Origin of the sequence: Streptosporangium sp. NPDC048047 (genome assembly GCF_040653115.1) — a bacterium.
Classification (GTDB): Bacteria; Actinomycetota; Actinomycetes; order Streptosporangiales; family Streptosporangiaceae; genus Streptosporangium.
Window position 1 is genome coordinate 24,258 of the sequence record NZ_JBEZNH010000006.1, and the last position, 24,753, is coordinate 49,010.

Here is a 24,753-nt window from a genome sequence, read left to right on the forward strand (position 1 = left end):
AAACTCATCGGCGGGACCGGACCGCTCACGGCCGCAGGGGCGCGCGTCGGCCGGGGGCGTTCGCGGTGGCCAAGGAGGAACCGGCGGGCATGGACGCGCCGGCGGCCAGGGGCGAACCAGTGGGCATGGACGCGCCGGCGGGGAGACCGAAGAGCGGAAGCAGCCGGTCGACGTCGAGGTGGGTGGTGCTGCCGGTGACCAGCCCTCCGGACACGTCGAGGACGACCAGCCCGAACGGGACGTGGACGCCGTCGGGGCCGGGCCTGGTCTGCCAGAACGCCGGTGAGCCGTTCGCCTCGACCGGGATGAGCCGCGCGCCCTCGCAGGACGCGCCGGGGGCCAGCAGCGCCCGCCTGATCTGCTCCCGGCCGCGCAGCCACCAGGCGAAGGGAGGCATCGACAGCATCGCGTCCTCGTGCAGCAGGGCGACGAGCGTGGCGACGTCGTGCCGTTCGAACGCGGCGCAGTAGCGGGCGAGCAGCTCGCGCTGGGCGGGGTCGGACGGCCGGAACGGCTCACCGGGCACGGTGCCCGCCGCCCGGAGCGTCGTCCTCGCCCGCTGCAGCGCGCTGGTCACCGACGCGACGGTGGTCTCCAGGAGGGTCGCGACCTCCTCGGCCTTCCACCGCAGCACGTCGCGCAGGATCAGCACGGCCCGCTGCCGGGGCGGCAGACGCTGCAACGCGGCGACGAACGCCAGGCGGATCGTCTCACGCCGTACGGCCAGCTCCTCCGGGTCGCCGTCCAGCGGCAACACGAGGGCGTCCGGAACCGGCTGGACCCAGGCCCGCTCCGGCGCCGGCCCGCCGATGCCCGCCCCGGCCTCCGACGCCGGGCCGAGGTCCATGGCCAGGGCGCGGCGCTGGACGCTGCGCAGCATGTCGAGGCAGACATTGGTGGCGATGCCGTAGAGCCAGGTGCGCAGAGAGGCCCGCCGCTCGTCGTAGCGGTCGAACGACCGCCAGGCGCGCAGCAGCGTCTCCTGCACGGCGTCCTCGGCCTCGAAGCCGGAGCCGAGCATCCGGTAGCAGTAACCGGTCAGCTCTGTCCGGAACGGCTCCAGCCGGGACACCTCGCCGGTCGGCATCTTGACCATCCCCCGACCATACGCGCCGCCGCCGACACATTCCGCCTCTCCCCCGGCCGGCACCGTGAAGCGGTCGTGCGCGGCGGCCGGAGGCGGGACCGATGAGTTTCCGGTCCCGGATCCGTACCCCTGTCGAGACCACAGGACGAACGGCACCGGCAGGAGATCGTGATGACCGAGGACGACATCCGCAAGGCGGTGGCGGCGGAGCGCGGTGAGCAGGCGGATCTGCTCGCCACCCTGAGCCCGGAACAGTGGGACGCGCCCACGCTGTGCGAGGGGTGGCGGGTACGCGAGGTCGTCGCCCACACGACCATGCCCTTCCGCGCCTCGCTCGGCAGGATGCTGCTGGGACTGGTGAGGGCACGCGGGAGCTTCAACCGCATGGCCGACCGGCACGCGCGCCATGACGCGGCCACGATGTCACCCGAGATGCTGCTCGCCTCGCTGCGGGACAACGTCGAGCACCCGTGGACGCCGCCGGGAGGGGGCGCCGCGGGGGCGCTCGCGCACGACGTTATCCATGGGCTCGACATCACGGTGGGTCTGGGACTCGGCCGCCGGGTTCCGCCGGAGCGGGTCGCCATGGTGCTGGCCGGGATACGGCCGAAGAACATCGCGTTCTTCGGGACCGACCTCACGGGGGTCAGGCTGCAGGCGACCGACATCGACTGGAGCCACGGCACGGGGGCACCGCTCCGGGGCCCGGCGCAGGACCTGCTTCTCGTCGTCTGCGGGCGGCGCCTGCCGCCGGGCAGGCTCACGGGCGAGCCCGCGGCGCGGTTCTCCCGGTGACTCCGGAGCCGCCCGGTCGCCCGTCCACCGGTTCGAACGGCGGGGCGGCGCCGGCCGGGCGAGCCCGGGTTCTTCCCGAATGCGATTCGATAATTTTGCGTGATAGTTGAAAGTTTCACTATCACGAAGAATTCCTCCGGGTGTTCGCCCACGTTATAGGGGTGGCGAACACCCGCGCGCCGCCCCCCGGACGGTGCGCCGTTGACATGCGAGGCCCGATCTTGAAAAGTCGCATGGGAGCGCTCCCATTCTCCCTCCGACTCCACTTGGGGGTCAGATCCGCATGTCATCGACACATGAAGCGTTTCCCACCACACCACACGGAACGCCGGTCCCCGAGCCGGGGCGGCGTCTCGGTCCCCTGACGGGGGCACGGCGTCTCTCTCTCCCGCTGAGAAAGGGCGTCACCGCCGACACGGCCGCCGGGAGCCAGGGACTGTTCATGGCCCTGTACCGGATCGTGCTGGGGCTGCTGTTCGCCTGCCACGGCGCGGCGACCCTGTTCAACGTGCTGGGAGGTCCCGAGGGCGGCCACGTGCCCGCCCTCGGACAGTGGCCCTCGTGGTGGGCCGCGGTCATCGAGCTGGTCGGCGGAGTCCTCGTCCTCCTCGGCCTAGGCGCCCGCACCGCCGCCGTCATCTGCTCGGGCACCATGGCGTTCGCCTACTTCACCGTCCACCAGTCCCACGCGCTGTTCCCGATCCAGAACGGCGGGGAGAAGGCCGCCCTCTTCTGCTGGGGCTTCCTGCTCGTCGCGGTCCTCGGCCCCGGCCGATGGGCGCTGTCCACGCTGCTGACGCCCTCGCGGACCCCCGCATCCGAGAGGGCGTGACGACCGCGGCGGACCGCCGCACGGCCCCCGCACCCGCTCCACGGCCGACGGCCGGCGGGGAGCCGCCGGCCCACCCGGGTGTACGGATGACCGATCGTGTTCCCTCCATCCCCCTGGCGCCGTTCCCGGCGCCAGGGGGATGGAGGGATTCCTCTGCCGTCATCGTCACGCGGGACGACCCGCGGGCCGCCCGCCTCTGTCGCGCAAGGCTTCTCACCCCGTTCTGAGGGCGTGATCGACCGGAGGGGACCAGTACGGATCCCGGCCGCTGAGCGCGAGCGCCCGGTCAAGCGCCGGCGCTTCGTCTTTCACGGGCAGTGGTGAAGCGTATATGCCCATCTGGCGACCCTGTTCGCCCATGTCGACGATGAAGCGGTAGGCCGACTCGGCGACATCGCCGGCGCAACGGTAGTCCTGTCCGGTCGCTCGTGCCAGGTCCCAGCCGTGGATGACCAGGTCACTGGTGAGCATGGTGGCCGTCAGCGGCGCCGGCATCTCCATCCCGCCGAAGTCGATCGTTCCCTCCCACGCCGCCGGGTCACCCCAGGCCGTGATGGCGGCGGCGGCCTCATCGCCGAAGCGCTCGGTCCATTCGCCGGACATCAGGTCCCGTCCCCACAGCTCGCCCGGCACCACCTGTCCGCGGCCGGCGAGACCCAGCGCGTGGACCACCTGAAGCAGATGGCCGGCCAAGGCCCGTACGTCCCAGTCACGGCATGGCGTGGGTGCGCTGAGATGCCCGGGGGCAACGCCCCGCACCACGTCGGCCGTCCGGGAAGCCGCCTGCCGCACCAGCGAGTGAAGTTGCATAGGCGCAGATTAAGCGGTGGTCCTGCCGCGGTATTGAACAAACGCGACATCACACCGGTGCTTGCTACCCTGCACTCGTGCCGGCGATTCTCCATCCTGGGGCAGGACAGCGGAAGTTCCGGTTCCAGGCGGTGAAACCCGCCCCGGAGCTCACGGCGTTCGTCGACCATTACTGGATCGTGACGTGGGACCTGCGGGGCCAGAGCCCCTACGAGCAGCAGGTGCTGCCCCACCCGGCGGTCAACATGACGTTCAAGGCGGGCCGGTGCCGGATCGCCGGGGTGCCGCAGGGCAGATTCTCGGAGGTTCTCCAGGACGCGGGACGTGTCTTCGGCGTCCGATTCCAGCCCGGAGGATTCCGTCCCTTCCTCGGCGCGCCGATATCCACGATCACCGACCGGTTCCTCGCCCTGGACGAGGTCTTCGGCGCCGCCGGACGGCACCTCGAGGACGCCGTCATCGCGGCGGACGATCCGGCGGCGGTGGCGCTCACGGATGGCTTCCTCGCCACCCGGGCACCCCGGCACCCCGACCCCGCGGCCGAACTCGTCGCGGCCATCATCGCGCACTCCGCCACCGACCCCGGCGTCACCCGCGTCGACGAGCTGGCCGGCCGGTTCGGCATCGGAGTCCGGCAGATGCAACGGTTGTTCGCCGACTACGCCGGGGTCAGCCCCAAGTGGGTGATCCGGCGCCACCGCCTCCACGAGGCCGCCGCTCGCGCGACCGGCGAAACCGATCTCGATCTGGCCCGGCTCGCCGCGGATCTCGGCTACAGCGACCAGGCGCACCTCACCCGGGACTTCGCCGACATGGTCGGCCTCCCTCCGTTCCGGTACGCCAGAGCCCAGTGAACCGCCGCCGAACCGCTGGGCGGGACGAAGCGCGCGGCCTGAAAAGGCTCCCTGCCCGGCAGGCGGACCGGTGAGGACGACGAAGGCCTGAGACGGGGCATCGGCGCCAGGTCGATATCAGCGGCATTCCGGGGAATTCGTCCGTACAATCCCCAGCGGGGGTGGGCGATGGCCACGCGTTCTACGGATACCACCGCGGCACCGCGTTCCACGGGCACCACCGCGTCGGCGCGTCCTGCCCGCGCCGCCGCGTCACGGCGTTCCACCGACGTCACCGCCTCCCGTTCCACGGGCGGTGTCGCGTCCCGTTCCATGGGCGGCACCGCCCTGCTCGCCGTCGCGGCCGGAGCGGCGTGGCTGCTGTTCGTCACCGGTCTGGGGATCGGCCAGGGCGGCATCTGGCGCAGCGGCCTGATCTGGACGCTCGGCGCGCTGGCCGGCCTCTCCTTCCTCACGATCGGCATCGTCATCGCCCGGGAGCATCCGCGTAACCAGGTCGGCCCGCTCATGGTCCTGCTCGGGCTCGCGTGGATCCCTCAGCAGATACTGTTCCTCCCCGGCGACCCGCTGTGGGCGCTGGCACTGTGCGGCGTCTGGGCGGCGATCGCCTGCCATCTGTTCCTCGCCTTCCCCACCGGCAGGCTGGGCCACGTGTCGTACCGGGTGGTGACCGGCCTGGCGTACGTCGCGTCCCTCGTGCTGTCCGTGACCCAGGCCCTCGTCCGCCTTCCGCTGCCCACGCCGCTCCAGCACATCGTCGTCGCGATCGACACCTCGTCCTGGCAGGCGACGGTCCTCATCTCCGGCGCGGTGCTCGTCCTCACGGTCAAACGCTGGCAGCGGGCCAGCGTGGCGCAGCGCCGGGCGATCGCACCGGTCACCGGCGCGTCGATCGTCGCCACGGTCGCCTTCGCCGGGGACCGCGTGGCCAACCTCTTCCCCCCGAACCCGGTGCAGCTCCCCACCGCGCTCGTCATGCTGGCGGCCTTCACGGCGGTCCCGCTGGCGTACCTCGCCGGGCTGATGCGAAGCCGCATGGACCACGGACGGGTGGCCGAGCTCGTGGTCCACCTGAGCAGGCGCGAACGGCCGGACACGCTGCGCGACGAGCTGGCCGCCACCCTGCGGGACCCGGGGCTGACCGTGGGCTACTGGACGGCCGACCAGGACCGCTACGTGGACGCCGACGGCCGCCCCGTCGACCTGGATCCGGGACGGGGCAGGGCCGTCACCCGCGTCGACCAGGGCGAGGCGCCGCTCGCCGTACTCGTGCACGACGCCGCCCTGCTGGAGCAGCCCCTGCTGGTCGAGGCCGCGTGCGCCGCCGCGGCCCTCGCCCTGGAGAACGAGCGGCTCACCGCGGACCTGCGGGCCAGGCTGCGGCAGCTCGCGGCCTCCCGGCGGCGGATGCTGCAGTGGGGCGAGGCCGAACGCCGCAGGATCGAACGCGACCTGCACGACGGCGTGCAGCAGCGGCTGCTGTCGGTGGCGATGACGCTCGGACTGGCCGAGGCCGCCGGCGCGAACCCCGGGCGGGCCGCACCGCTGATCGGCGAGGCCAAGACGGCGGTGCTCGCCGCGCTGGACGACCTGCGCGCCGTCAGCCACGGCATCCACCCGCCGGTGCTGACCGAGCGCGGCCTGGCCGGTGCGGTCAAGGAGCTGGCCGCCGTCTCCTCCGTCACCGTCGCCGTCACCTGCGACCTGGAGGCGGCCGGGCCGCTGCCGCAGTCCGTGGAGACCGCGGCCTACTACATCGTCAACGAGGCCCTGGCCAACGTGACCAGGCACGCCGCCGCGTCGAAGGCATGGGTACGGCTCGCCCGCCACGAGGGCCGCCTCCTGGTCGAGGTGGGCGACGACGGCGCGGGCGGGGCCGACCCCGCGCGGGGTTCGGGGCTCGCGGGTCTCGCCGACCGCGCAGAGGCCAACGGCGGCAGGCTCACGATCGACAGTCCCCCGGGGGAGGGAACCGTGCTGAGGGTGGTCCTGCCGTGCGCGTAGCGATCTGCGAGGACTCCACGCTGTTCCGCGAGGGACTGGCCCGGCTGCTGGCCGAGTCCGGGTTCACCGTGGCGGCGTGCGTCGACGACGCCGACGAACTCCTCGCCCACGTGGGGCAGGACCCGCCCGAGGTGGCCGTGCTCGACATCCGGCTGCCGCCCACGCACACCGACGAGGGGCTGCGCGCCGCCGTCACCCTGCGGGAACGGCACCCGGAGGTGGGGGTGCTCGTGCTGTCGCAGTACGTCCGGGTGAGCTACGCGGTCGAGCTGCTCGGCGGCCGCACCGAGGGGGTGGGCTACCTGCTGAAGGACCGGGTGTCGGACCTGGCGGAGTTCGCCGCGGCCATCCGCCGGGTGGGGTCGGGCGGGTCCGTGCTGGACCCGGTCGTCGTCGAGCAGCTCGTCGGCCGCCACCGGCAGCCCGGCGACCCGCTGGGCCGGCTCACCGACCGCGAGCGCGCCGTACTGCGGCTGATGGCCGAGGGACGCACGAACATGGCGATCGCCGAACGACTGGCCATCGCCGAGCGCACCGTGGAGAAGCACTGCACGAGCATCTTCGCCAAGCTCGACCTGGAGGCGAGCGCGCACGACCACCGGCGGGTACTGGCGGTGCTGCGCTACCTGAACGCGTGACAGGCAATCCCCGTACGGCCGGCGACGCCCGGTCGCGTGAGGGGTGCGGGTAACCGCACCTTTCGAAGGGTGCCAGCCGGGTTCCCCCTCCGGCTGCCGTCGTCGATGATCGGCTCGACGGAAAAGTCATCGACGGAAAAGGAACACACTGATGGCGGTGGACGCTGGAGTACGGCGGCTGCTCGCGGACTCCGGGCAGGTGCGCCCGAGGGTGAGCCTCCGGACCGACATGGTCACGGCGCTGCTCGGCGTCTGGTTCGGCGTCGGGCTGATGATCGACGCCTGGGCGCACAGCAACCTGGCCGAGCTGGAGACGTTCTTCACGCCCTGGCACGCGGCCTTCTACTCGGGGTTCGCGGCGGTGTCGGCGTGGATCATCTGGCAGGTCTACCGCAACGTCCGCACCGGCCGCAGCGGCCTGTCCGCGGTGCCGGACGGATACCTCGCGGGGCTGCTCGCCATCCCGGGGTTCGCCGCGTTCGGGTTCGCCGACCTGATGTGGCACACGTTCCTGGGCATCGAGCAGACCGTCGACATCCTGTTCAGCCCCTCCCACCTGGGGCTGATCGTGACGATGATGCTCATCATCACGAGCCCGCTCCGTTCGGCCTGGAACGCCCCGGACCTCGGGGACCGGCCCAGCCTGTCGCGGCTGCTGCCCGCGCTGGTCGGGCTCGGCTTCGGCGCCGCGCTGGTGTCGCTGTTCGTGTCGTACGGCAACGCCGTCCAGTGGGGCGCGGAGAGCGTCGTCCGGGCCTTCTCCAGTGCGGACGACGGCGGCGCCGGCGCCCTGGCCGCATCGATGATCATTACGAACGTGATGCTGCTCGCCCCCGTGCTGCTCCTCCTGCGGAGGTGGCGCCTGCCGTTCGGCAGCGTGACCGTGCTGTCCGTGGTGGGCGTCCTGATGCCGGGCGCGCAGACGGCCTTCGGCAACGTGCCGATCCTGTTGACGTTCGTCATCGCCGGGCTGGTGGGCGACCTGCTGATCCGGTGGCTGCGCCCCTCGCGGGAGCGCCGGGCCGCCTACTGGGCCTTCGCCGGCCTGTCGGCGTTCGCCACCTGGTCCCTGTACGTCGCGGTCGCCTCCCTGGTCGTGGGGCGGCTGCCCGCCGTACCCGAACTGTGGACCGGCGCGCCGATCGTGGCGGGTCTCATCGGCCTCGCGCTCGGCGTCCTGTTCCTCCCGAACGCGATGCCCGCGCAGACGGGCCTCCTCCCGAACGGGACATCCACGGAGACCGGTCTCCTTCCGAGCGGGACGCCCGCGCAGACCGGCGGGGCAGGCGTCCGACAGACATGATCCGGCTGCTCCGGCTGTTCTGCCTGGCCGTCCTGCTGACGATGGCGTCGGCGTCGCCCGCGGTGGCGCACGACGTCAGGGCGGGGGCGGACCTGCGGATCGCGCAGACGATCGCGGGCGCCGAGCTGACCCTCGTCATCAAGGCCACGACCCGCGTTCCGGGGCCGCTGCGCGTCGAGGTGGTCGGGTTCCCCACCGCTCCGGCGCTGGACCTGCGGCTCCGGTCGATGACCGACGGGCGCGTCACGCACGGTACGGCGGCGCCCGGCCGCCCCGCCCGGCTGCGGGTCGAGGAGACCGGGCCGCACGAGCTGACCGTCGCCGCCGGGGGCGAGACCGCGACGATCCCGTTCCGGGTCCTGGTGGACCGCGGCTCCGGGTGGGAGTACCTGATCTACGGCGGCCTTTTCACGGCCGGTCTGCTCCTGGTGGGCGGCCTGCTCAGCGGGGCGTTCAACCGGCGCGGCAGGCCGGCGTTCGTCGTGACCGCGGTCGCCGCCGCGGGGATCTCGGTCGCCGCGCTGATCGTGGTCCTCGAACCCTGGCTGCCCGCCGGGTCGCCGGACGGCGCCGAGCCCCGGCCCACGGGCTCCGCGCTCGGCAGGCCGTACGTCCAGCGGGTGGTGAGCACGGTTCCCGCCCATCCGGTGGCGGGGGAGGAGTTCGTGACGCGCGTGGAACTGTTCGACGGATCCACCGGGCGGCCCGTCGACGACCTCGCCGTCCACCACGAGGCCATGGCCCACCTGGTGGTCACCAGCGAGGACGGCCGCTACTTCCGCCACGTCCATCCGCTGCGCACCGCGCCGGGCCGGCTGGAGGCGCGGCTGCGCGCCGACCGTCCCGGCCGCTACCTCGCCTACGTCGAGCTCGAACGCACCGACTCGGGCGGCCAGCTCCTCACCGCCTCCTTCACGGTCGCCGGCCCGGGAAGCTCCCCGACGGCCTCCCCCGACCCGGACGCCCGGGACGCGACGGCCCCGCCCGAGACAGGAGACGCCTCGGACGGCCGGGACGCGACGGCCTCGCCCGGTGCCGGAGACCCGGACCCCGCGTCCTCACCCGGCCCCGGGATCCACGGCGCCGAAGCGGGGACGGTGACGATGACGCCCGCCGTACCGCAGGCGGGGAGGCCCGCCACCGTCGAGGTGGTCACGAACGGGACGCCTCGGCCGTGGCTCGGAATGACGGGACACCTCATCGTGCGCGCCGAGGACGGCGAGTTCCTCGGCCACGTCCACGAGATGGGGACGCCCGGCAGCCGGTTGCGCTTCACGTTCGGATTCCCCGCGCCGGGCCGCTACTTCACCTGGGCGCAGTACGCCACAGACCGCGGCATCACCACCGTGCCCTTCACCGTGGAGGTCCCCCGATGATCCGGAAGAAAGCCCGGGGAGGTCTGGGCGGCCTGATGCTCATCGGGATTCTGGGGGTCGTGATCATCGTGTTCTTCGCCGCCCGTGCCTCGGGCGGAGACCCGGTGACCACGGCGGGCGCCCACTACGCCGTCACCGTCACCGCCGACCGGAACACGATCGACGTACGGCTGGACAGGGGAGAGGCCGACACGGTCACCGTCGCCGCCGTGATGCCCGCCATGGGCCACGCGATGCCCGAGGTCACGGCCAGGAAGACCGCCCCCGGTCACTTCGTCGCGGAGGGCGACCTGTTCTCCATGGGCGGCGGGTGGGAGCTGTCCGTCCGCCTCGCCGGCCCCTCGGGCGAGGAGACCCTCACGCTCACCACCCTCATCACCGGCTGACGCCGCGCCGTACCCACCCGGGAAGGCTGGACGATGCCGATCGCCCAGCCTGTCTTATCCCCTGTGGTACGGCCTGCACCTGGCGGCGGCGGTGGCCGTGGGCGCGGTGCTGGTGGTCTCCTCGCGGAGGGAGGCCGCCGAGCAGGGGAGGACACCGGTCCTCATCGCACTGAGCATCGGCCTCACCGTTCTGGTGATCCTCTCCATCTGAAAGCCTCCTCGCCGCGGCCGGGAGGCTTCCGCCCACCCGGTCGCACATTCATCGAGCCTGAAATTTTCAGAGCAATGGCTTAGAAACTTTCTATGCCTTCCTCTCCGCGCATGAGGCCGGGTTGCGGAAGAAGGCGGTGACACCGTCGCTGACCTGCGGCACGAACCAGGGGACCGTCTCCCGAAGTACGTGCTGGTGAAATGGCCCGTGCATCGATCCGGTGGCCATGCGGCGAGCAGTGGTTCACGGAAAATCACCATGTTATGTTTCCCTGCGCATCGTGTTTCTGTTGCACGGTCGGGATCGCCCTCGTGTCGGCGTCTCACCCCTCACGTCACCACCGGCGGCCGGCTCGCGCCGACCCGTACAAGGCAAGGGAGCGCTCTTGAATCCGCAATTCCTCCGAAGAGCCCGGCTGCGGGTGCGCATGGTCGTCGGCACGCTGGCCGTGCTGCTGGCCGCGGGGATGACGACGGCCGTCAACGCGCAGGCGGCCGCGGGCTGCCGGGTGGCGTACGAGGTCGCGGCCCAGTGGGCGGGCGGCTTCACCGCGAACGTGAACGTCACCAACCTCGGCGACCCGATCAACGGCTGGCGCCTGGCCTGGACGTTCCCCTCGGGCCAGCAGGTCACCCAGGCGTGGAACGCGACGGTCACCTCCTCGGGCGCGCAGGTCACCGCGGCGAACGCGAGCTACAACGCGGCCGTCGCGACCAACGGGACGGTCTCCTTCGGCTTCAACGGATCGTGGTCCGGGAGCAACACCGCCCCGGCCGCGTTCACACTCAACGGCGTCACCTGCACCGGAGGGACCGGCGGAACCCCGTCCCCCAGCGCGACGCCGACGACGTCACCCAGTCCGAGCCCCTCGCCGACGACGTCCCCGCGGCCGGGCGACGCGATGGCCACGGTGGCCGCGATGCAGCCCGGCTGGAACCTGGGCAACACGCTCGACGCCATCCCCGATGAGACGGCATGGGGCAACCCGCTGACGACCCGGGCCCTGCTGCACCACGTGCGATCCCAGGGGTACAACAGCATCCGGATCCCGGTGACCTGGAGCAACCACCACGGCCCGGCCCCCGACCACACCATCGACGCCGCCTGGCTGAACCGCGTCCGCGAGATCGTCGACTGGTCCCTGGCGGAGGGCTTCTACGTGATGATCAACCTGCATCACGACTCCTGGCAGTGGATCAACACCTACCCCGGCGACCGCACGACCGTGATGAACCGGTACACCGCGCTGTGGAAGCAGATCGCCGGCACGTTCCGCGACCACTCCTCCAAGCTGGTGTTCGAGAGCATCAACGAACCGCAGTTCACCGGCACCTCGGGAGACGCGGCGAGCGACCAGGTGCTGAACGAGCTCAACACCGAGTTCGTCCGCCTCGTGCGCGGGACCGGCGGCGGCAACGCCACCCGGCTGCTCGTGCTGCCCACCCTGCACACCAGCGGCGAGCAGGCCCGGCTGGACGCGCTGAAGACCACCTTCGACCAGCTGAAGGACCCCAACCTCGCCGCGACCGTGCACTTCTACGGGTGGTGGCCGTTCAGCGCCAACATCGCCGGCGGCACCCGGTACGACAGCAACGTCGAACAGGACCTGGTCGGCACCTTCGACCGGGTGCACGACACGTTCGTCTCCCGCGGCATCCCCGTGATCATCGGCGAGTGGGCGCTGCTCGCCTACGACCACACCCGGCCCGGCATCATCGAACGCGGCGAGTTCCTGAAGTTCATCGAGGCCGTCGGCTACCACGCCCGCACCCGGAAGCTCACCACCATGCTCTGGGACGCGGGCCAGTTCCTGAACCGCAACGAGCTGCGATGGCGTGACCAGGGCGTCTACGAGATGATGAAGGCCAGCTGGACCACGCGCTCAGGCACGGCCTCGTCCGACCAGGTGTACGTCCCCCGCAGCGGCTCGATCACCGCCAGGACGCTCACGCTCAACCCCAACGGCACCTCGTTCCAGGGCCTGTGGCAGAGCGGCACCAAGCTCGCCGCCGGCACCGACTACACCGTGTCCGGCGACACGCTGACCCTCACCGCGGCGGCCCTCACCCGGCTTGCCGGCAACCGCGCCTACGGCGTGAACGCCACCATCGAGGCCCGCTTCTCCCAGGGCGTGCCGTGGCAGATCAGCGTCATCACCTCCGACCCGCCGACCCAGGCCGCCGCCACCGGCACGACCGGCTCGTTCACCATCCCCACCCAGTTCCGCGGCGACCAGCTCGCCACGATGGAGGCCAAGTACGCCGACGGAAGCAACGCGGGACCGGCCAATTGGACCCCGTTCAAGGAGTTCTGGGCGACCTTCCAGCCCGACTACGCCGCGAACACCATCATCATGAAGCCCGAGTTCTTCGCCGAGGTCAACGACGGCCGCGTCACCCTCACCTTCCACTTCTGGAGCGGCACGAAGATCACCTACAACCTCACCAAGTCCGGCACCACGGTGACCGGCAGCACCGGCTGACGGTCACCACGCCGCCGGTCACCGTGGTGCCCGGCGGCACCGGTTGACGAACAACCGTCGGGGGCCGCGGCCGACGCGGCCGCGGCCCCTCCCGGTGTGAGGAGAGCGGCCGGCGTCAGTGCCCTTGGAGGTAGGGGAAGACCTGGCCGAAGTCGCGGGTGGCGAGCCGGTCCCACCGGATGCCGAAGATCAAGGTCCCTCCGTCTCCGAACATCATCCCGTTGTCCTCGTCGAGCTGGAGCAGGTTGACCCACCGGGACGCCTCCGCCGCGAAGCCGGGATCCTTCGGGTCCACCCCGGCCGCGTACGCGGCAGCGGCTTCGACCGGCCGGTGCAGGGCGTCGGAGTGGCCGCCGACCTGGTGCGCCCGTCCGCCCTCCGCCTCGGCGAAGTCGGCGAGCATGTCGCCGAAGGTCTCCCAGGGATCCTCTCCCACGACGCGGTCCCAGAAGTCGTCGCCCAGCCTGAACAGTTCGTCATGGCCACGCGTGGGCCAGGTGGCCACGGTCTCGGCGGCGAGCGGAACCTCGGGGAACACCCGCGCCTCCCCGCGGACGGGCGCCTCCTTCTCGGGCACGCGTACGGCCCCGGGAGGGAGCAGGATCACCCGCGCGGCCGTACCCTCCCAGGTGGCGAAGAACAGCAGCGCGCCCTCGGCGGGCAGATCGATGTCCGACTCGTACGCCGCGAGCGCCGCGCAGTCCAGCTCGGCGAGGAACTCCATCCCCGAACCGCCGTCTTCGGTGCCCGGCCACGGCACTCCGGCGGGCAGCCGAGGCAGGCCGCCCAGCCGGCCGACGACGGTCTCGCCCTCCTCGGCGATCGACAGCCGGACGGCCGGACGAGCCAGGGCGACGAACGGCTCGGCGAGCTCCTCGGGTAACAGCTCTCGGACGTACTCGGCGAAATCAACCATCCAGTCCTGCATGGCGCCCATCCTGTCGGTATTCGATCTTGAGTGGAACGGTGCTCGGGCAACAAGTCCGGCCCGTGAGAGTGCTCGGATAGCGGGCCCGGCCCGTAGAGAGTGCTCGGGAAACAGGCCCGGCCCGTGAGAAAGGCGAGGTCAGCGCCAGTGGTCGCGCTCCGGCAGACGCAGCCACACGTCAGGCGGGCCGGTGACCGCTCGCGCGTCGGTCAACCGCAGACCCGCGTAGGCGCAGGAGTAGGCGACCGCGTCGTACCGGTAGAGGTAGGCGAAAAGGACCTCAAGGGACCCGTCGTCCTCCCAGGGAGATCCACCGGGATGCAGATCCCACCCGACGATCTCGCCGTCACGAACGACGCTGCCCTGATCACCGCTCTTGGGATTGGCGTACAGGCCGTAGCAGACGGTCCCCGCGGACAGCCGCTTACTGATACCGGACGCCTGCGGCATGTATCCCCAGGGCTGGGTGACGACGCAGCCGCCGGGCACGTCGGTGACGCCGACGTAGGCCATCGACTCGTCATCGAAGGGGTCGATCTCGTCGAGGAACTCCTCGGGATCGACGCTCTCGACCGCGGCCTCCAGCCGCCGCGCCGCCTCGGCCGCGTCTATCCCGGCCACGCACGCCAGCCCCGTGCCCTCGTAGTCGAGCTCGCCCAGCGCCGCCCTCAGCCGTTCCGCCTCCACCACCGCGGCGATCTCGTCATCCGTCAGCCCGCTCACCCCGGCGGGCCGGCCGAACAGGTCCGGTTCCGGACCGGCCAGACTGAGACGTCCGGGCGACCAGCCGCTCATCATCGGTTTCCACGGATCGGCCCCGGCGGCCACCAGAACGCGGACGTTGTCGTGACGCCCCTCGTACACGGCGACCCAGAGGGCGGTACGGCCCTCATACAGGGCGTCGACGTCCTCCACCCGCCCGGCCAGCTCCGCGACCTCCTTGGGCGAACCGTCCTCGGCCGCGTCGTGTAACGCCGACTCGTCGTCATGCATGCCTGTGACTCCTTTCGGGGGTGGAGTGAAGAACACACTGCGGCACCGACAAAACGGGGTCGGCGAAGTCCCGCCGAAGGGGAGCGGACCGAGGCGAACGCTCGCGAATCTGCGGTCAGGCAAGACACGAGCCCCGTCTGACCCGGGAAACGCCTTCAAGATCGTCATCTGCACCGAAGGCCGACTCCTCCCGACGGCCTCCAGAAGCCGGTGGCATCCTTCGAACTGCCATTCCGTTACTAACTTAAAAGTTACTAACATTGATGTTAGTATTCTGGTGGGCTCTGGGTGAACTCTGGAAGGCGGCGATATGGCGGACTTCGTAGGCAGGCGACACGAACTCGCGACGCTGGATCGAGAGCTGGCCAAGGTGACCGCCGGAATCGGTGGAGAGCGATCCGGACGGTGCCTGATGCTCCGAGGTCGCCGCCGGGTGGGCAAGTCGCGGCTGGTGGAGCGGTTCGCCGAGAGATCCGGCGCGCCGTTCCTCTTCTACGCCGCCACCGGGGCATCGCCGGAGACGGACCTGGAACGGCTCAGCCAGGACGCGCGGTCCTCCAGCCTTCCCCTGGCGAATCTGCTGTCCGCGGCCCGTCCGGAGAGCTGGGACGCCGCATTCGATGTGCTGGCGGCGGCACTGCCGCACGACCGGGCGAGTGTGGTGGTCATGGACGAGGTGCCCTACCTGATGGACGCGAAGGGTGCCTTCGAAGGCATGCTCCAGCGGGCCTGGGACCGAGCACTGGAGACGAAACCGGTCCTGCTGGTCCTCATCGGCTCCGACCTGTCGATGATGGAGGCGCTGAACAGCTACGCACGTCCGTTCCACCAGCGTGGACGGGAGATGGTGCTGGGCCCCCTCAACCCGGCGGAGGTGGGCGAGATGCTCGGCCTCGATCCCGCCGAGGCCTTCGACGCGGCCCTGATCACCGGTGGACTGCCCTTGATCTGCGCGGAGTGGCCGCACGGTGCCGGAATGTGGGAGTTCCTGCAGGCGGCACTCAGCGATCCGGTGTCGGCCTTGCTGGTGTCGGCGGAGCGCTCACTCGCCGCCGAGTTCCCCCAGCAGGCGCAGGCCCGTACCGTCCTCGCGGCGATCGGCAGCGGCGAGCGGACGTTCTCCAACATCGCCCGCGCCGCCGGAGGCATCGAATCGACCCCGCTGCAGCGGTCACTGGGGATCCTCGCGGACAAGCGGGTGATCGCGGCGGAGCTTCCCGTGTCCACACGGCCTTCGAAGGACCGTCGCTACCGAATCGCAGACCCCTATCTCCGCTTCTGGCTGAAGCTCCTGGGGCCGGCGATGGAGGAGATCGAGCGGGGCCGCGGTGACCTGACGCTGGGGCGCATCCGCGAGAACTGGACCAGTTGGCGCGGCAGAGCCGTCGAACCCCTGGTCCGCGAGGCGCTGGCCCGGCTGCTGCCCGACGCACACCTCCCCGCAGCCCCCGCCATCGGCGGCTACTGGACCCGTACCAACGACGTGGAGATCGACATCGTGGGAGCGGACCGCGCGCCGATCGCCGGGGAGCTGTTGTTCGTCGGCTCGGTGAAGTGGCTGGAGAACTCCCCGTTCGACCGGCACGACCTCGCGGCACTGCACCGCCACCGCGCCGCGCTCACACCCGACCCCGTACCGGTGATCGCCGTATCGCGCAGCGGGACCGACTGCACGGGACTCGACGCGGCATACGGTCCGGCCGAACTTCTCACGGCCTGGTCCTCATGAGCCCGCCGGGACGCATGCCGAGTCGTCGACGTACGGGCCGCCGACCGTACCGGCTCGGTACGGCGACCTGTGGCCAGCGACGGTGCCGATCCAGGAGGACGAGCCGTGGCTGGCGGCCGTCACCGAATCCTGATCACCCGGACACCTCGTCGAGCCACAGGCGGCGGCTGAAGCCGCCCCGCTCGGTTCGCTTGCGGCGTGCCGCTTCCCGGATCTGCTCCTCGGAGAGTCCGAGTGCTCCGGTGAGGGCCGCCAGCACCTCGTAGATGTCAGCCAGTTCACCCAAACGTTCGTCGGGCCCGGCCTGGCGCAGCTCGTCGGCCTCTTCGATGAGCTTGGCCATCAACGCGGGGACCAGCTCCGATTCGTCGAGGACACGGACCTCGGCCGTCGCGCCGTCGGCCTCGATGATCTCCGGAATCCGATCGCGGACCAGCTTGCCGTATTTGATTGTCCGTTTTTGCATGAGAATGTCGCCCTCCTGGCGGATACTCCGCATGTGGATTACCAGCGCGGCGTGGTCACCGGTGAGAGCGTATGGCGCGCAATCGTCCTGTACGGTGCCAACTCGGCCACCTACAAGTTCGCCTTCGGCGCGACCCTGCTGGACATCGCCGCCACCGGCCGGAACCACGTCACGCTGGAGGAACTGGCGCCGCGGTACGCGGAGCTCCTCTGCCAAGCACTCCAGCGCCAGCCCCGGCAGGGCACCTCCGAGAGCAGCAGGTTCCTGGCCGCCTGCCGCGCGTTCAACGCCGGCGAGATCGACCTCGACACGCTGCACCGGCGAACCGTCCAGCTCGGCTTCGCCAACGTCATCGACGCCTTCCCCAAGCTCGGCGGCGACCAGGCACCGGTGCGCTACTACGAGGACCGGCGCAAGAGCCCCGTCTCCCCGGGCCTGGTGCTGCGCGACGAACTCCTCGAACTCGCCCGATCGGTGCACGCTCCCGACCTCGACGCCGAGACCGCCGCCCGGTGGCGGCTGGTGGAGACGGCCTGGGCGACCGGCGTCTCCGGCGCCGTACTCGTCCCCTCGGCGGCCTACGACTCCAGCGTCCAACTGGTCCGCGACCCCGGCACCCAGCCGGCCCGCGACTCCGGCGTCCGGCTGGTCCGTGACTCCGCCCCCCGGCTGGTCTACGACTCCGGCACCCAGCACCTGGTCCTGCGGACCGAGCTGCGTCGCAAGAGTGTCACCGGAGTCGTCCCCGCCCTCAACGGATACCAGGACGGCCGCTGCGCTTACTGCGATCAGCTCATGGTCCAGGAGAGCAGTGGCCCCATCGTCGAGCATGTCCTGCCCTGGAAACTGCTCACCCGCGACTGGAACGGCCCCGACGTCGACACCGTCTGGAACCTGGTCCTGTCCTGCAAACCCTGCAACAACGCGAAGCGGGACCGGGCACCGCACGAGTCGTGGATGCCGTGGCTCGAACAGCGCAACAACGACCTCATCGAATCGCGCCATCCGCTGCGCGACGTCCTCATAGCCCAGACCGGCGCGACCCCGGCCCGTCGGCGCGTGTTCCTTAAGGACGCCTACCGAAGGGCGACAGAACTCCTACCTGCCGTCTGGACACCAGGCTGAGAGGCACCGGAGTTCTCATCCAGGAAGAGTGCCCCCGGCATGATTCGAACATGCGACACCCGCTTTAGGAGAGCGGTGCTCTATCCCCTGAGCTACGGAGGCGGGGACTCCCTCCAAGGGTAGCGAAAGTTCGGCGTGCGTGCGCGCCGGGTGGGGTGGTGGCGGGCGAAGGCGCGTTATCCCTTCGCTGAGCTGCGGTAAAGGCGTGGCAAGTGACGGCGTGGGGGCGTGGTGGGCATGGCTAGTGTCACGCTGCGTGATCGAACGGCGACCTGTTCGCAGCCGGGAGCGTCGCGCGCTGCGGCCGTTGGTGCTCTGCGGGGCGATGCTGGCTCCCGCGCTTCTCGCCATCGGCCTGCTGGTGGCCGACCTCACCGGGTACGGCGAGGCCGTCCGGGACGCCGGTGCCGGCGGGGCATCCGAGGGGGGCGTCATCGCGGCTCTGCCTTACGTGGTCGTCCCTGTTCCGGACGCGGCCTTCGGGCCGAGGTGGGTGCCTCCTCCACCTCGGCCCGACCGGATGTACGAGGGGTGGATGCCGGGGGTCGTGGTGGCCCGGCCGCGCCGGCCGGCGGAGCCCGTCAGGGAGTCTGCGAGGCGTCCGGCGGTGCCCAGGGGGGCCGTTCCGAGGGACGAGCGGACGGCGGAGCCCACGGAGACGCCGCGGCCGGAGGCGGAGCCGACGCCCGAGGTGTCGGAGACGCCGCGGCCGGAGAGCGCGGACGCCGTGTTCGAGTGTCCGAAGGAGTGGTGGGGGACCTGGTTGTGGGAGGTGTGCGAGGAACAGGAGTGGGAGGGTGCTTGAGGTAGCAGGCTGACAAAAGGTGAGTTCCGTACATAACGGCTGCACCGTCTCTGGCTCGGACACTTGGGGAGCTGTAGTAACGTGCGTGCCTGACCCAGGTCACGAGTTCGCAAACGGAGGGGTCGTAAAGTGCCACCTCGTCGATCAGTGGGTCTGATCGCCGTTGTCGCGACCATGACCTCCCTCATCCCCGCGGCCGCGGAGGCGCGAACCGGATCGACGGCCTCCGGCCAGGCCAGGTCAGGGCTCCCGTTCTCCACCCAGGACCGGTCAGGATCCCTGGCCTCCGCTCCGGCCCGACCGGGATCCTCGCTCTCCGCTCAGGCCCGGTCCGGAGCCCTGATCTCCGTGCAGGCCCGGTCGGGGTCTCCGCTCTCCGCGCAGGGCCGGCCGGCATCGCAGGTCTCCGCCGAGGCCGAGCTACGGCGTGACCCGACGACCCTCCTGGAGCTGCGCCGCGAGGCCGAGAAGGCGACCAAGGAGCTGGAGGACGCGACGAAGGTGCTCCGGGACCGGCAGGCAAAGATCCGGGCCTCGGAGAAGGAGCTGTCGGGCAAGCTGCGCGAGCTCCAGGCCGCCGACCGCGCCTTCGCCCAGATGCGGCAGCCGCTGTCGGACGTCGTCGGCCTGCTCTACCAGCAGCCCACGGGCGGGGACCTGGCCGGTTTCCTGTCCGGGGAGACGAACGAGGACACGTTGCAGGCAATGGCCGACGTCACCCAGATCGTCGCCGCGCGGGACCGCGTCCTCGCGGAGAGCGGTCGCCTGCAGACTGAACGCGAGAAGCTGGCCGCCCAGGCCCAGGAACTGCGGGCCGACACCCTGCTGTCCGAGGCGCAGGCGAACGCCGAGATCGAGGCTCTCCGGGCGCGGTCAGGAAAGATCGTTAAGTCGCTGACCCAGGCGCTGGTGAAGCTGGGCGTCAAGGTCGACAAGTCGGGCCAGCCGGCCCAGGGATGCAACCCGGTCCAGGTGGGCATGTCGGACCAGTTCTCCAACGGGCTGATCCCCAAGGCGTACCTCTGCCCGCTCCCGCAGCCCGGCAGCGAGCTGCGCGGGGACGCGGCGCTCGCGTTCATCAGCATGAACGAGGCGTACAAGAAGCGGTTCGGCAAGTCGATGTGCGTGACCGACAGCTACCGGAGCCTCGCCGAGCAGCAGTCGGTCTACTACCGCCGCCCGGGCTTCGCGGCCGTTCCGGGGCGGAGCAACCACGGCCTTGGGCTCGCCGTCGACCTGTGCGGCGGGGTGCAGCAGTTCCGGTCGGCCCCGTTCAACTGGCTGGAGGCCAACAGCAAGAAGTTCGGGTGGTTCCACCCGAAGTGGGCCTACGTCAGCCCCTTCGAGCCCTGGCACTGGGAGTACGACCCCAAGCTCGGCTCGCTGCTGTGATGCCCTCCTGGGACGGATCTCGGGGTCTTCCGTCCCCTCCGGCCCTTCCGGTCTTTACGGGCTGAGCGGAGGACCAGCCGGTCGGAGCACGGGCCCTACCGGGCGCGTGGGCCGATGGTGATCGACAGGTGGCCGCCCGCCTGGGCCGAGGCCAGCCTTACGGCCTGCTCGGCGGTGGTGGCCAGCACGACCAGGGCGTCGCGGTCCGACCGGTCGCCGAGATCGGCCAGTACGGTGACCCCCTCGGCCACGACCCGGGCCGGAACCGCTCCCTCCCAGCTGGCGGAGGCGGCCAGGACGTTGACGACATCGCCGGGTGACAGTAGCCGGGCCGCCGCGGAGTCCGCGACGCGGACCGGTGTGGCGACCGTTCCCGGGCCGTGCGCGGCCAGCAGGCCCGGACCGAGGAGGCGCACGTCGGTGATGGGCTCCCCTCGGAGGGCCGGGCCGGCCAGGACCTTCCCGGCGACCGGTGCGCCGGGCCTGAGCGCGCCGTCGGGGACCGTCTCCGGCCGGAGGGCGGCCGTGGTGAGGTCGCGCGCGGCCAGCACGCCCCCGGGGAGGTTCCTGGCCGCCACCAGGACGGTCACCGAGGCGGTCTCCGGTCGCAGCGCGACGATGGCGCACGTGGCGGCCAGAGCGGTGACAACGGTGGCGGCGAGGCGGTGGTACCGGCCGAGAAGGCGGCGGAACGCGCGCATGACGGACTCCATCGTGAGAGTGGGAAGAACCGGGTGGCGCGGTACCCGTGGATGACTGGGCGACCGCGCTCCCCCGTACGGCGGGGCAGGCGGTCTGCTGGAAAGGCGGTCTGTGGGGAGATCGGTCTGCCGGGAGGCGGTGACGGCGATTCCTCGGCCGTCACCGCACGGCGGGACCGGCTTGAGCCGACCGGCGGGACCGGCTTGAGCCGACCGGCGGGGCCGGTCTGGATCAGCCGGCGGTTCGTGGACGGCGGGCGCCGGTCGTCACCGGCCGGCGGGACGGGCGGTCACTCCGGGAGGTCGAAGGGGAGTTTGAGGCCGTCGAGGGCGGTGGAGCAGGGGCAGGCGCGCTCCTCCGGGAGGGCGGTGACGACCTCGGTGACGAGGGAGCGCATGCGCTCGACGTTGGCGGCGAAGAAGGCCAGGACCTCCTCGTGGGTGACGCCCTCGCCTGCCTCGACCCCGGCGTCGTGGTCGGTGACCAGGGACAGCGAGGTGTAGCACATGGCCAGCTCGCGGGCGAGGATCGACTCGGGGAAGCCGGTCATGCCGACGATCGTCCACCCGTTGGAGCCGAACCAGCGGGACTCCGCGCGGCTGGAGAAGCGGGGGCCCTCGATGACCACGAGGGTGCCGCTGTCGACCAGATCCCACTGGGCGGAGCGGGCGGTGGAGACGGCCGCCGCGCGCCCGGCCGGGCAGTAGGGGTCGGCGAAGGCGACGTGTACGACGCCGTCGGTGTCGTAGTACGTCTGGACGCGGCCGGAGGTGCGGTCGATGAGCTGGTCGGGGACGACCAGGGCGCCGGGGCCCACCTCGGGGCGCAGGGAGCCGACCGCGCTGGGGGCCAGGACCTGGCGGACGCCGAGGGAGCGCAGGGCCCACAGGTTGGCGCGGTAGGGGATGAGGTGGGGCGCGAAACGGTGGTCGCGCCCGTGGCGGGGGAGGAAGGCGACCGTACGGGAGCCGGTGCGGCCGACGGTGATGACGTCGCTGGGCGGGCCGTAGGGCGTGGAGACCTCGACCTCGGTGGCGTCGTCGAGCAGGGAGTAGAAGCCGGAGCCGCCGATGACCCCGATTTCCGCGCGAGTGACCATGGAGCCGAGACTAGCGCGGCCGGCGGCCCGGCGATGAGACCGGACCGTGCCTGTGGACAACGGGCGGGTGCCGGGCCTCGCCTGTGGACAACCTGGGCGGGACGGCCTGGCGGTGTGACGGTGTCTCGCGTGGGGAACCGCTCTCGCCTGCCCTGCCTGGGGGCCGCTCCCGTTCGGGAGGAGGCTCCTGCCTGGAAGGCCGCCCCGCATGGAAGGGCATTCCTGCCTGGGAGGCTCGCCATCGCGACCGCCACCGCGTGCCGCCGCCCGCTTCCGCCGTGAGCCGCCGGCGCCCCGGACGGCTCATGCCGTAGGTCAGTGCGGACGGCTCGTGCCGCGGGTCGGCTCGGGCGGCTCATGCCGCGGGTCCGCTCCCGGCTGGGAGCGGGCGCGATCAGGCGGCGGGGGCCGAGCTGCTCGCCGAGGCGGAGGCCTTGCTCTTGGACTCGGACGAGGAGCCGGACGGCTTCGACTCGCCGGACGAGCTCGACGATCCCGACGACCCTGAGGAGCTCGACGACGCCGAGGAGTCCGACGAGCCCGAGGATCCGGAGGAGCTCGACGAGCCGGCGGAACCCACGGTGCTGGTGGAGGAGGACCGGCTGTCGGTCCGGTAGAAGCCGGAGCCCTTGAAGACGATGCCGACCGCCGAGAACACCTTGCGGAGCTGGCCGGAGCACGACGGGCACTCGGTCAGGGCGTCGTCGGAGAACTTCTGGACGATCTCGAACTCGTTGCCGCACGTGTTGCAGGCGTACTGGTAGGTGGGCACGCGCTCCTCCTCGTTGGTTCACGCCGGTTGGCACTCTACGGACGCGACTGCTAATGGTATTCGGCTGACAGGGGTGAACGCGAGTCGGGCCCTTGCCATTCCACCGTGCCGCCGCGGCCCGCCGCGCAGTGCTCGGATGATCGGCGGTACGGCGAAGGCCACCGGCCCCCGAAGCCCGGCGACACGGCCGCAACCGGAAAGCCTCCGGTCAGCAGGCAACCGGCAACCGGCGACCAGCCGGCAAGCGACCGACGGTCGATCAACAGCGGACCGGCGGCGGGTCAGCGGCCGAGTTCGCCGAACCAGCCCGCCAGCTTGCCCCGGCGGCTGATCGCCCTGATCCGCCGCTCGACCGAGTCGCGGCAGGCGGCGGTGGTCACGACCAGGAGCTGGTCGTCGACCTTGATCCTGGTGGTGTCGGTGGGCACGAACGTCCGGCCGTCCCTCACGATCAGCGTGACCTGGGCGTCGGAGGGCAGCCGGAGTTCGAAGATCTCCACGCCCTGCAGCTTGGAGGTCGGCGGGATCTTTATCTGCAGCAGGTCGGCGTTGAGCTCCTCCAGCGGCGCCGACTCCACTTCCAGGTCCTGCGCCTCGTCCACCTTCGACAGGCCGAGCCGCGTGGCCACGAAGGGCAGCGTCGGCCCCTGGATCAGGGTGTAGACGACCACGATGACGAACACCTCGTTGAACACGAGCTTGGCGGAGCCGTCGCCGCCCGTGCTCGCCGCCCAGGGGATGGTGGCGAGCACGATGGGGACCGCGCCGCGCAGTCCCGCCCACGACAGGAACGCCTGTTCGCGCCAGCCGAGCCGGTCCACCCGGGCGATCCGTACCAGGAAGGCGGAGACCATGATCGACAGCGGCCGGGCCACCGCGACCAGGATGAATCCGGCCACCAGGCCCGGGATGATCGCCGACGGCATCTCCGAGGGGCTGGCCAGCAGGCCGAGCATGACGAACAGGCCGATCTGCGCGAGCCAGGCCACCCCTTCGGCGAACCCTCGGGTTGCGGCGCGGTGCGGCATCCGGGAGTTGCCCATGATCAGTGCGGCGAGGTAGACCGCGAGGAAGCCGCTGCCGCCCAGGTGGACGGCCCCGGAGTAGGCGACGAACGCCAGGGCCAGCACGGCGATCGGGTAGAGGCCGGAGACCGGCAGCGCGATCCGGCGCAGCGCGTACACGCCCAGGGGCCCGATAACCAGGCCGGCGGCGGCGCCCACCGCCAGCTCGACGACCACCTCCAGCAGCGCGTGCTCCACCGAGGAGGAGCCCGCCGCGCTCAGCAGCACCACCGCGATGACGGTGGGGGCGTCGTTGAACCCGGACTCGGCCTCCAGGATGCCCGCGAGGTGGCGTGGCAGCGGCAGCCGGCGCAGGACGGAGAAGACGGCCGCGGCGTCGGTCGAGGCGAGCACCGCGCCGATGATCAGGGAGGTGCGCAGGTCCATGTGGAGCAGCAGGTGGACCGGTACGGCGACGGCCACGATGCTCACCCCCACGCCGACGGTGGCGAGCACCGCCGCGAGGGGGACGGCCTTCTTGACGTGGTTCCAGTTGGTGGTCAGGCCGCCCTCGGCGAGGATGACGGCCAGGGCGATCATCCCTATCTGCTGGGCGAGCTGCGGGTTCTCGAACTGCAGGCCCAGGCCGGCCTCGCCGACGAGCAGGCCGATGCCGAGGAAGATGAGGAGGCTGGGCAGGCCGGTGCGGTGGGCGATGCGCACCGCGACGATGGCCGCTATCACCACGCCCGCGCCCAGAAGAAGCCAGAAGTCGATGTCCATCTGGCCCCCTCTCCGACCTCGGGGACCATTCTGTCGTATTCGGCCGCCTCATCCGTCCCGTGCGGCTCACCAGGCCTGCTGGACGATCTCATCCGTCCCGTGCGGCTCACCGGGCCGGGTGGACGATCTCATCCGTCCCGTGCGGCTCACCGGGCCGGGTGGACGATCTCATCCGAC

General features: G+C 71.3%; 22 protein-coding genes, 1 tRNA gene and 1 pseudogene. 14 read left to right on the plus strand and 10 right to left on the minus strand.

Annotated features, from left to right (window positions below; all coding sequences use genetic code 11):
* Window positions 1-25: 25 nt before the first annotated feature.
* On the minus strand, window positions 26-1,096 hold the full coding sequence (locus tag AB0D67_RS07050; protein ID WP_362930828.1) for a sigma-70 family RNA polymerase sigma factor: 1,071 nt from the start codon (window positions 1,094-1,096) through the stop codon (window positions 26-28).
* Window positions 1,097-1,258: 162 nt separating this feature from the next.
* Between AB0D67_RS07050 and AB0D67_RS07055 the strand changes: the two genes are divergently transcribed.
* A complete protein-coding gene (locus AB0D67_RS07055; protein ID WP_362930830.1) occupies window positions 1,259-1,882 on the plus strand; it encodes a maleylpyruvate isomerase family mycothiol-dependent enzyme in 624 nt (207 codons plus the stop codon).
* A gap of 442 nt (window positions 1,883-2,324) precedes the next feature.
* Window positions 2,325-2,714: a DoxX family protein gene (locus tag AB0D67_RS07060; protein ID WP_362930832.1), complete on the plus strand. Its 390-nt coding sequence runs from the start codon at window positions 2,325-2,327 to the stop codon at window positions 2,712-2,714.
* Window positions 2,715-2,927: 213 nt separating this feature from the next.
* On the opposite strand, the gene AB0D67_RS07065 is transcribed toward AB0D67_RS07060, so the two are convergent.
* On the minus strand, window positions 2,928-3,524 hold the full coding sequence (locus tag AB0D67_RS07065) for a TIGR03086 family metal-binding protein (RefSeq protein ID WP_362930834.1): 597 nt from the start codon (window positions 3,522-3,524) through the stop codon (window positions 2,928-2,930).
* Between the two features lie 131 nt (window positions 3,525-3,655).
* Here AB0D67_RS07065 and AB0D67_RS07070 point away from each other — a divergent pair, with 131 nt between their 5' ends.
* The 7 genes from AB0D67_RS07070 (at window position 3,656) to AB0D67_RS07100 (ending at window position 12,778) form a co-directional block, all read left to right on the plus strand.
* Complete coding sequence (locus AB0D67_RS07070; protein WP_362930836.1) at window positions 3,656-4,378, plus strand: helix-turn-helix domain-containing protein; 723 nt, start codon at window positions 3,656-3,658, stop codon at window positions 4,376-4,378.
* A gap of 312 nt (window positions 4,379-4,690) precedes the next feature.
* Window positions 4,691-6,382 (plus strand): sensor histidine kinase, encoded by a 1,692-nt coding sequence (locus AB0D67_RS07075; RefSeq protein WP_362930838.1) that lies wholly within the window; start codon window positions 4,691-4,693, stop codon window positions 6,380-6,382.
* The gene (locus AB0D67_RS07080; protein WP_362930840.1) at window positions 6,373-7,020 is read left to right on the plus strand and encodes a response regulator transcription factor; all 648 of its coding nucleotides are present in this window, start codon (window positions 6,373-6,375) and stop codon (window positions 7,018-7,020) included. The genes AB0D67_RS07075 and AB0D67_RS07080 overlap by 10 nt, the downstream gene beginning before the upstream one ends.
* A 151-nt stretch (window positions 7,021-7,171) precedes the next feature.
* Window positions 7,172-8,323 (plus strand): hypothetical protein, encoded by a 1,152-nt coding sequence (locus AB0D67_RS07085; protein ID WP_362930842.1) that lies wholly within the window; start codon window positions 7,172-7,174, stop codon window positions 8,321-8,323.
* Entirely contained in the window at window positions 8,320-9,699 is a 1,380-nt protein-coding gene (locus AB0D67_RS07090) for a hypothetical protein (protein ID WP_362930844.1), read from the plus strand. The genes AB0D67_RS07085 and AB0D67_RS07090 overlap by 4 nt, the downstream gene beginning before the upstream one ends.
* Entirely contained in the window at window positions 9,696-10,085 is a 390-nt protein-coding gene (locus AB0D67_RS07095; protein ID WP_362930846.1) for a hypothetical protein, read from the plus strand. Before AB0D67_RS07090 ends, AB0D67_RS07095 begins: the two co-directional genes overlap by 4 nt.
* A 596-nt stretch (window positions 10,086-10,681) precedes the next feature.
* The gene (locus AB0D67_RS07100; protein WP_362930848.1) at window positions 10,682-12,778 is read left to right on the plus strand and encodes a cellulase family glycosylhydrolase; all 2,097 of its coding nucleotides are present in this window, start codon (window positions 10,682-10,684) and stop codon (window positions 12,776-12,778) included.
* A 115-nt stretch (window positions 12,779-12,893) separates the two neighbouring features.
* On the opposite strand, the gene AB0D67_RS07105 is transcribed toward AB0D67_RS07100, so the two are convergent.
* Both AB0D67_RS07105 and AB0D67_RS07110 read right to left on the minus strand, forming a co-directional pair.
* A complete protein-coding gene (locus tag AB0D67_RS07105; RefSeq protein ID WP_362930850.1) occupies window positions 12,894-13,706 on the minus strand; it encodes a DUF1963 domain-containing protein in 813 nt (270 codons plus the stop codon).
* A gap of 138 nt (window positions 13,707-13,844) precedes the next feature.
* Entirely contained in the window at window positions 13,845-14,699 is an 855-nt protein-coding gene (locus AB0D67_RS07110) for an ankyrin repeat domain-containing protein (RefSeq protein WP_362930852.1), read from the minus strand.
* Between the two features lie 310 nt (window positions 14,700-15,009).
* On the opposite strand from AB0D67_RS07110, the gene AB0D67_RS07115 reads away from it, so the two are divergent.
* Complete coding sequence (locus tag AB0D67_RS07115) at window positions 15,010-16,428, plus strand: DUF234 domain-containing protein (protein WP_362930854.1); 1,419 nt, start codon at window positions 15,010-15,012, stop codon at window positions 16,426-16,428.
* Between the two features lie 133 nt (window positions 16,429-16,561).
* Here AB0D67_RS07115 and AB0D67_RS07120 read toward each other — a convergent pair whose 3' ends face one another.
* Entirely contained in the window at window positions 16,562-16,927 is a 366-nt protein-coding gene (locus tag AB0D67_RS07120) for a nucleoside triphosphate pyrophosphohydrolase (protein WP_362930856.1), read from the minus strand.
* On the opposite strand from AB0D67_RS07120, the gene AB0D67_RS07125 reads away from it, so the two are divergent.
* The gene (locus AB0D67_RS07125) at window positions 16,928-18,019 is read left to right on the plus strand and encodes an HNH endonuclease signature motif containing protein (protein WP_362930858.1); all 1,092 of its coding nucleotides are present in this window, start codon (window positions 16,928-16,930) and stop codon (window positions 18,017-18,019) included.
* A 29-nt stretch (window positions 18,020-18,048) separates the two neighbouring features.
* Here the strand turns inward: AB0D67_RS07125 and AB0D67_RS07130 are convergent.
* Window positions 18,049-18,121 (minus strand) — tRNA-Arg (locus AB0D67_RS07130).
* Between the two features lie 154 nt (window positions 18,122-18,275).
* Here AB0D67_RS07130 and AB0D67_RS07135 point away from each other — a divergent pair.
* Window positions 18,276-18,824, plus strand: coding sequence for a hypothetical protein (locus AB0D67_RS07135; RefSeq protein WP_362930860.1), 549 nt, complete (start codon window positions 18,276-18,278; stop codon window positions 18,822-18,824).
* Between the two features lie 174 nt (window positions 18,825-18,998).
* On the plus strand, window positions 18,999-20,216 hold the full coding sequence (locus AB0D67_RS07140) for a D-alanyl-D-alanine carboxypeptidase family protein (RefSeq protein ID WP_362930862.1): 1,218 nt from the start codon (window positions 18,999-19,001) through the stop codon (window positions 20,214-20,216).
* Between the two features lie 95 nt (window positions 20,217-20,311).
* Here the strand turns inward: AB0D67_RS07140 and AB0D67_RS07145 are convergent, their stop codons facing one another.
* Together AB0D67_RS07145 and AB0D67_RS07150 are read right to left on the minus strand one after the other, a co-directional pair.
* The gene (locus AB0D67_RS07145) at window positions 20,312-20,917 is read right to left on the minus strand and encodes a flagellar biosynthesis protein FlgA (protein WP_362930864.1); all 606 of its coding nucleotides are present in this window, start codon (window positions 20,915-20,917) and stop codon (window positions 20,312-20,314) included.
* Window positions 20,918-21,207: 290 nt separating this feature from the next.
* Entirely contained in the window at window positions 21,208-22,017 is an 810-nt protein-coding gene (locus tag AB0D67_RS07150; RefSeq protein ID WP_362930866.1) for an S-methyl-5'-thioadenosine phosphorylase, read from the minus strand.
* Between the two features lie 434 nt (window positions 22,018-22,451).
* On the opposite strand from AB0D67_RS07150, the gene AB0D67_RS07155 reads away from it, so the two are divergent.
* Window positions 22,452-22,634: a hypothetical protein gene (locus AB0D67_RS07155; protein ID WP_362931244.1), complete on the plus strand. Its 183-nt coding sequence runs from the start codon at window positions 22,452-22,454 to the stop codon at window positions 22,632-22,634.
* Between the two features lie 62 nt (window positions 22,635-22,696).
* Here the strand turns inward: AB0D67_RS07155 and AB0D67_RS07160 are convergent.
* Window positions 22,697-22,789 (minus strand): annotated as a pseudogene (locus tag AB0D67_RS07160) (zinc ribbon domain-containing protein); the annotation flags it as partial.
* Between the two features lie 281 nt (window positions 22,790-23,070).
* Window positions 23,071-24,576, minus strand: coding sequence for a potassium/proton antiporter (locus AB0D67_RS07165; RefSeq protein WP_362930868.1), 1,506 nt, complete (start codon window positions 24,574-24,576; stop codon window positions 23,071-23,073).
* Window positions 24,577-24,753: the final 177 nt, after the last annotated feature.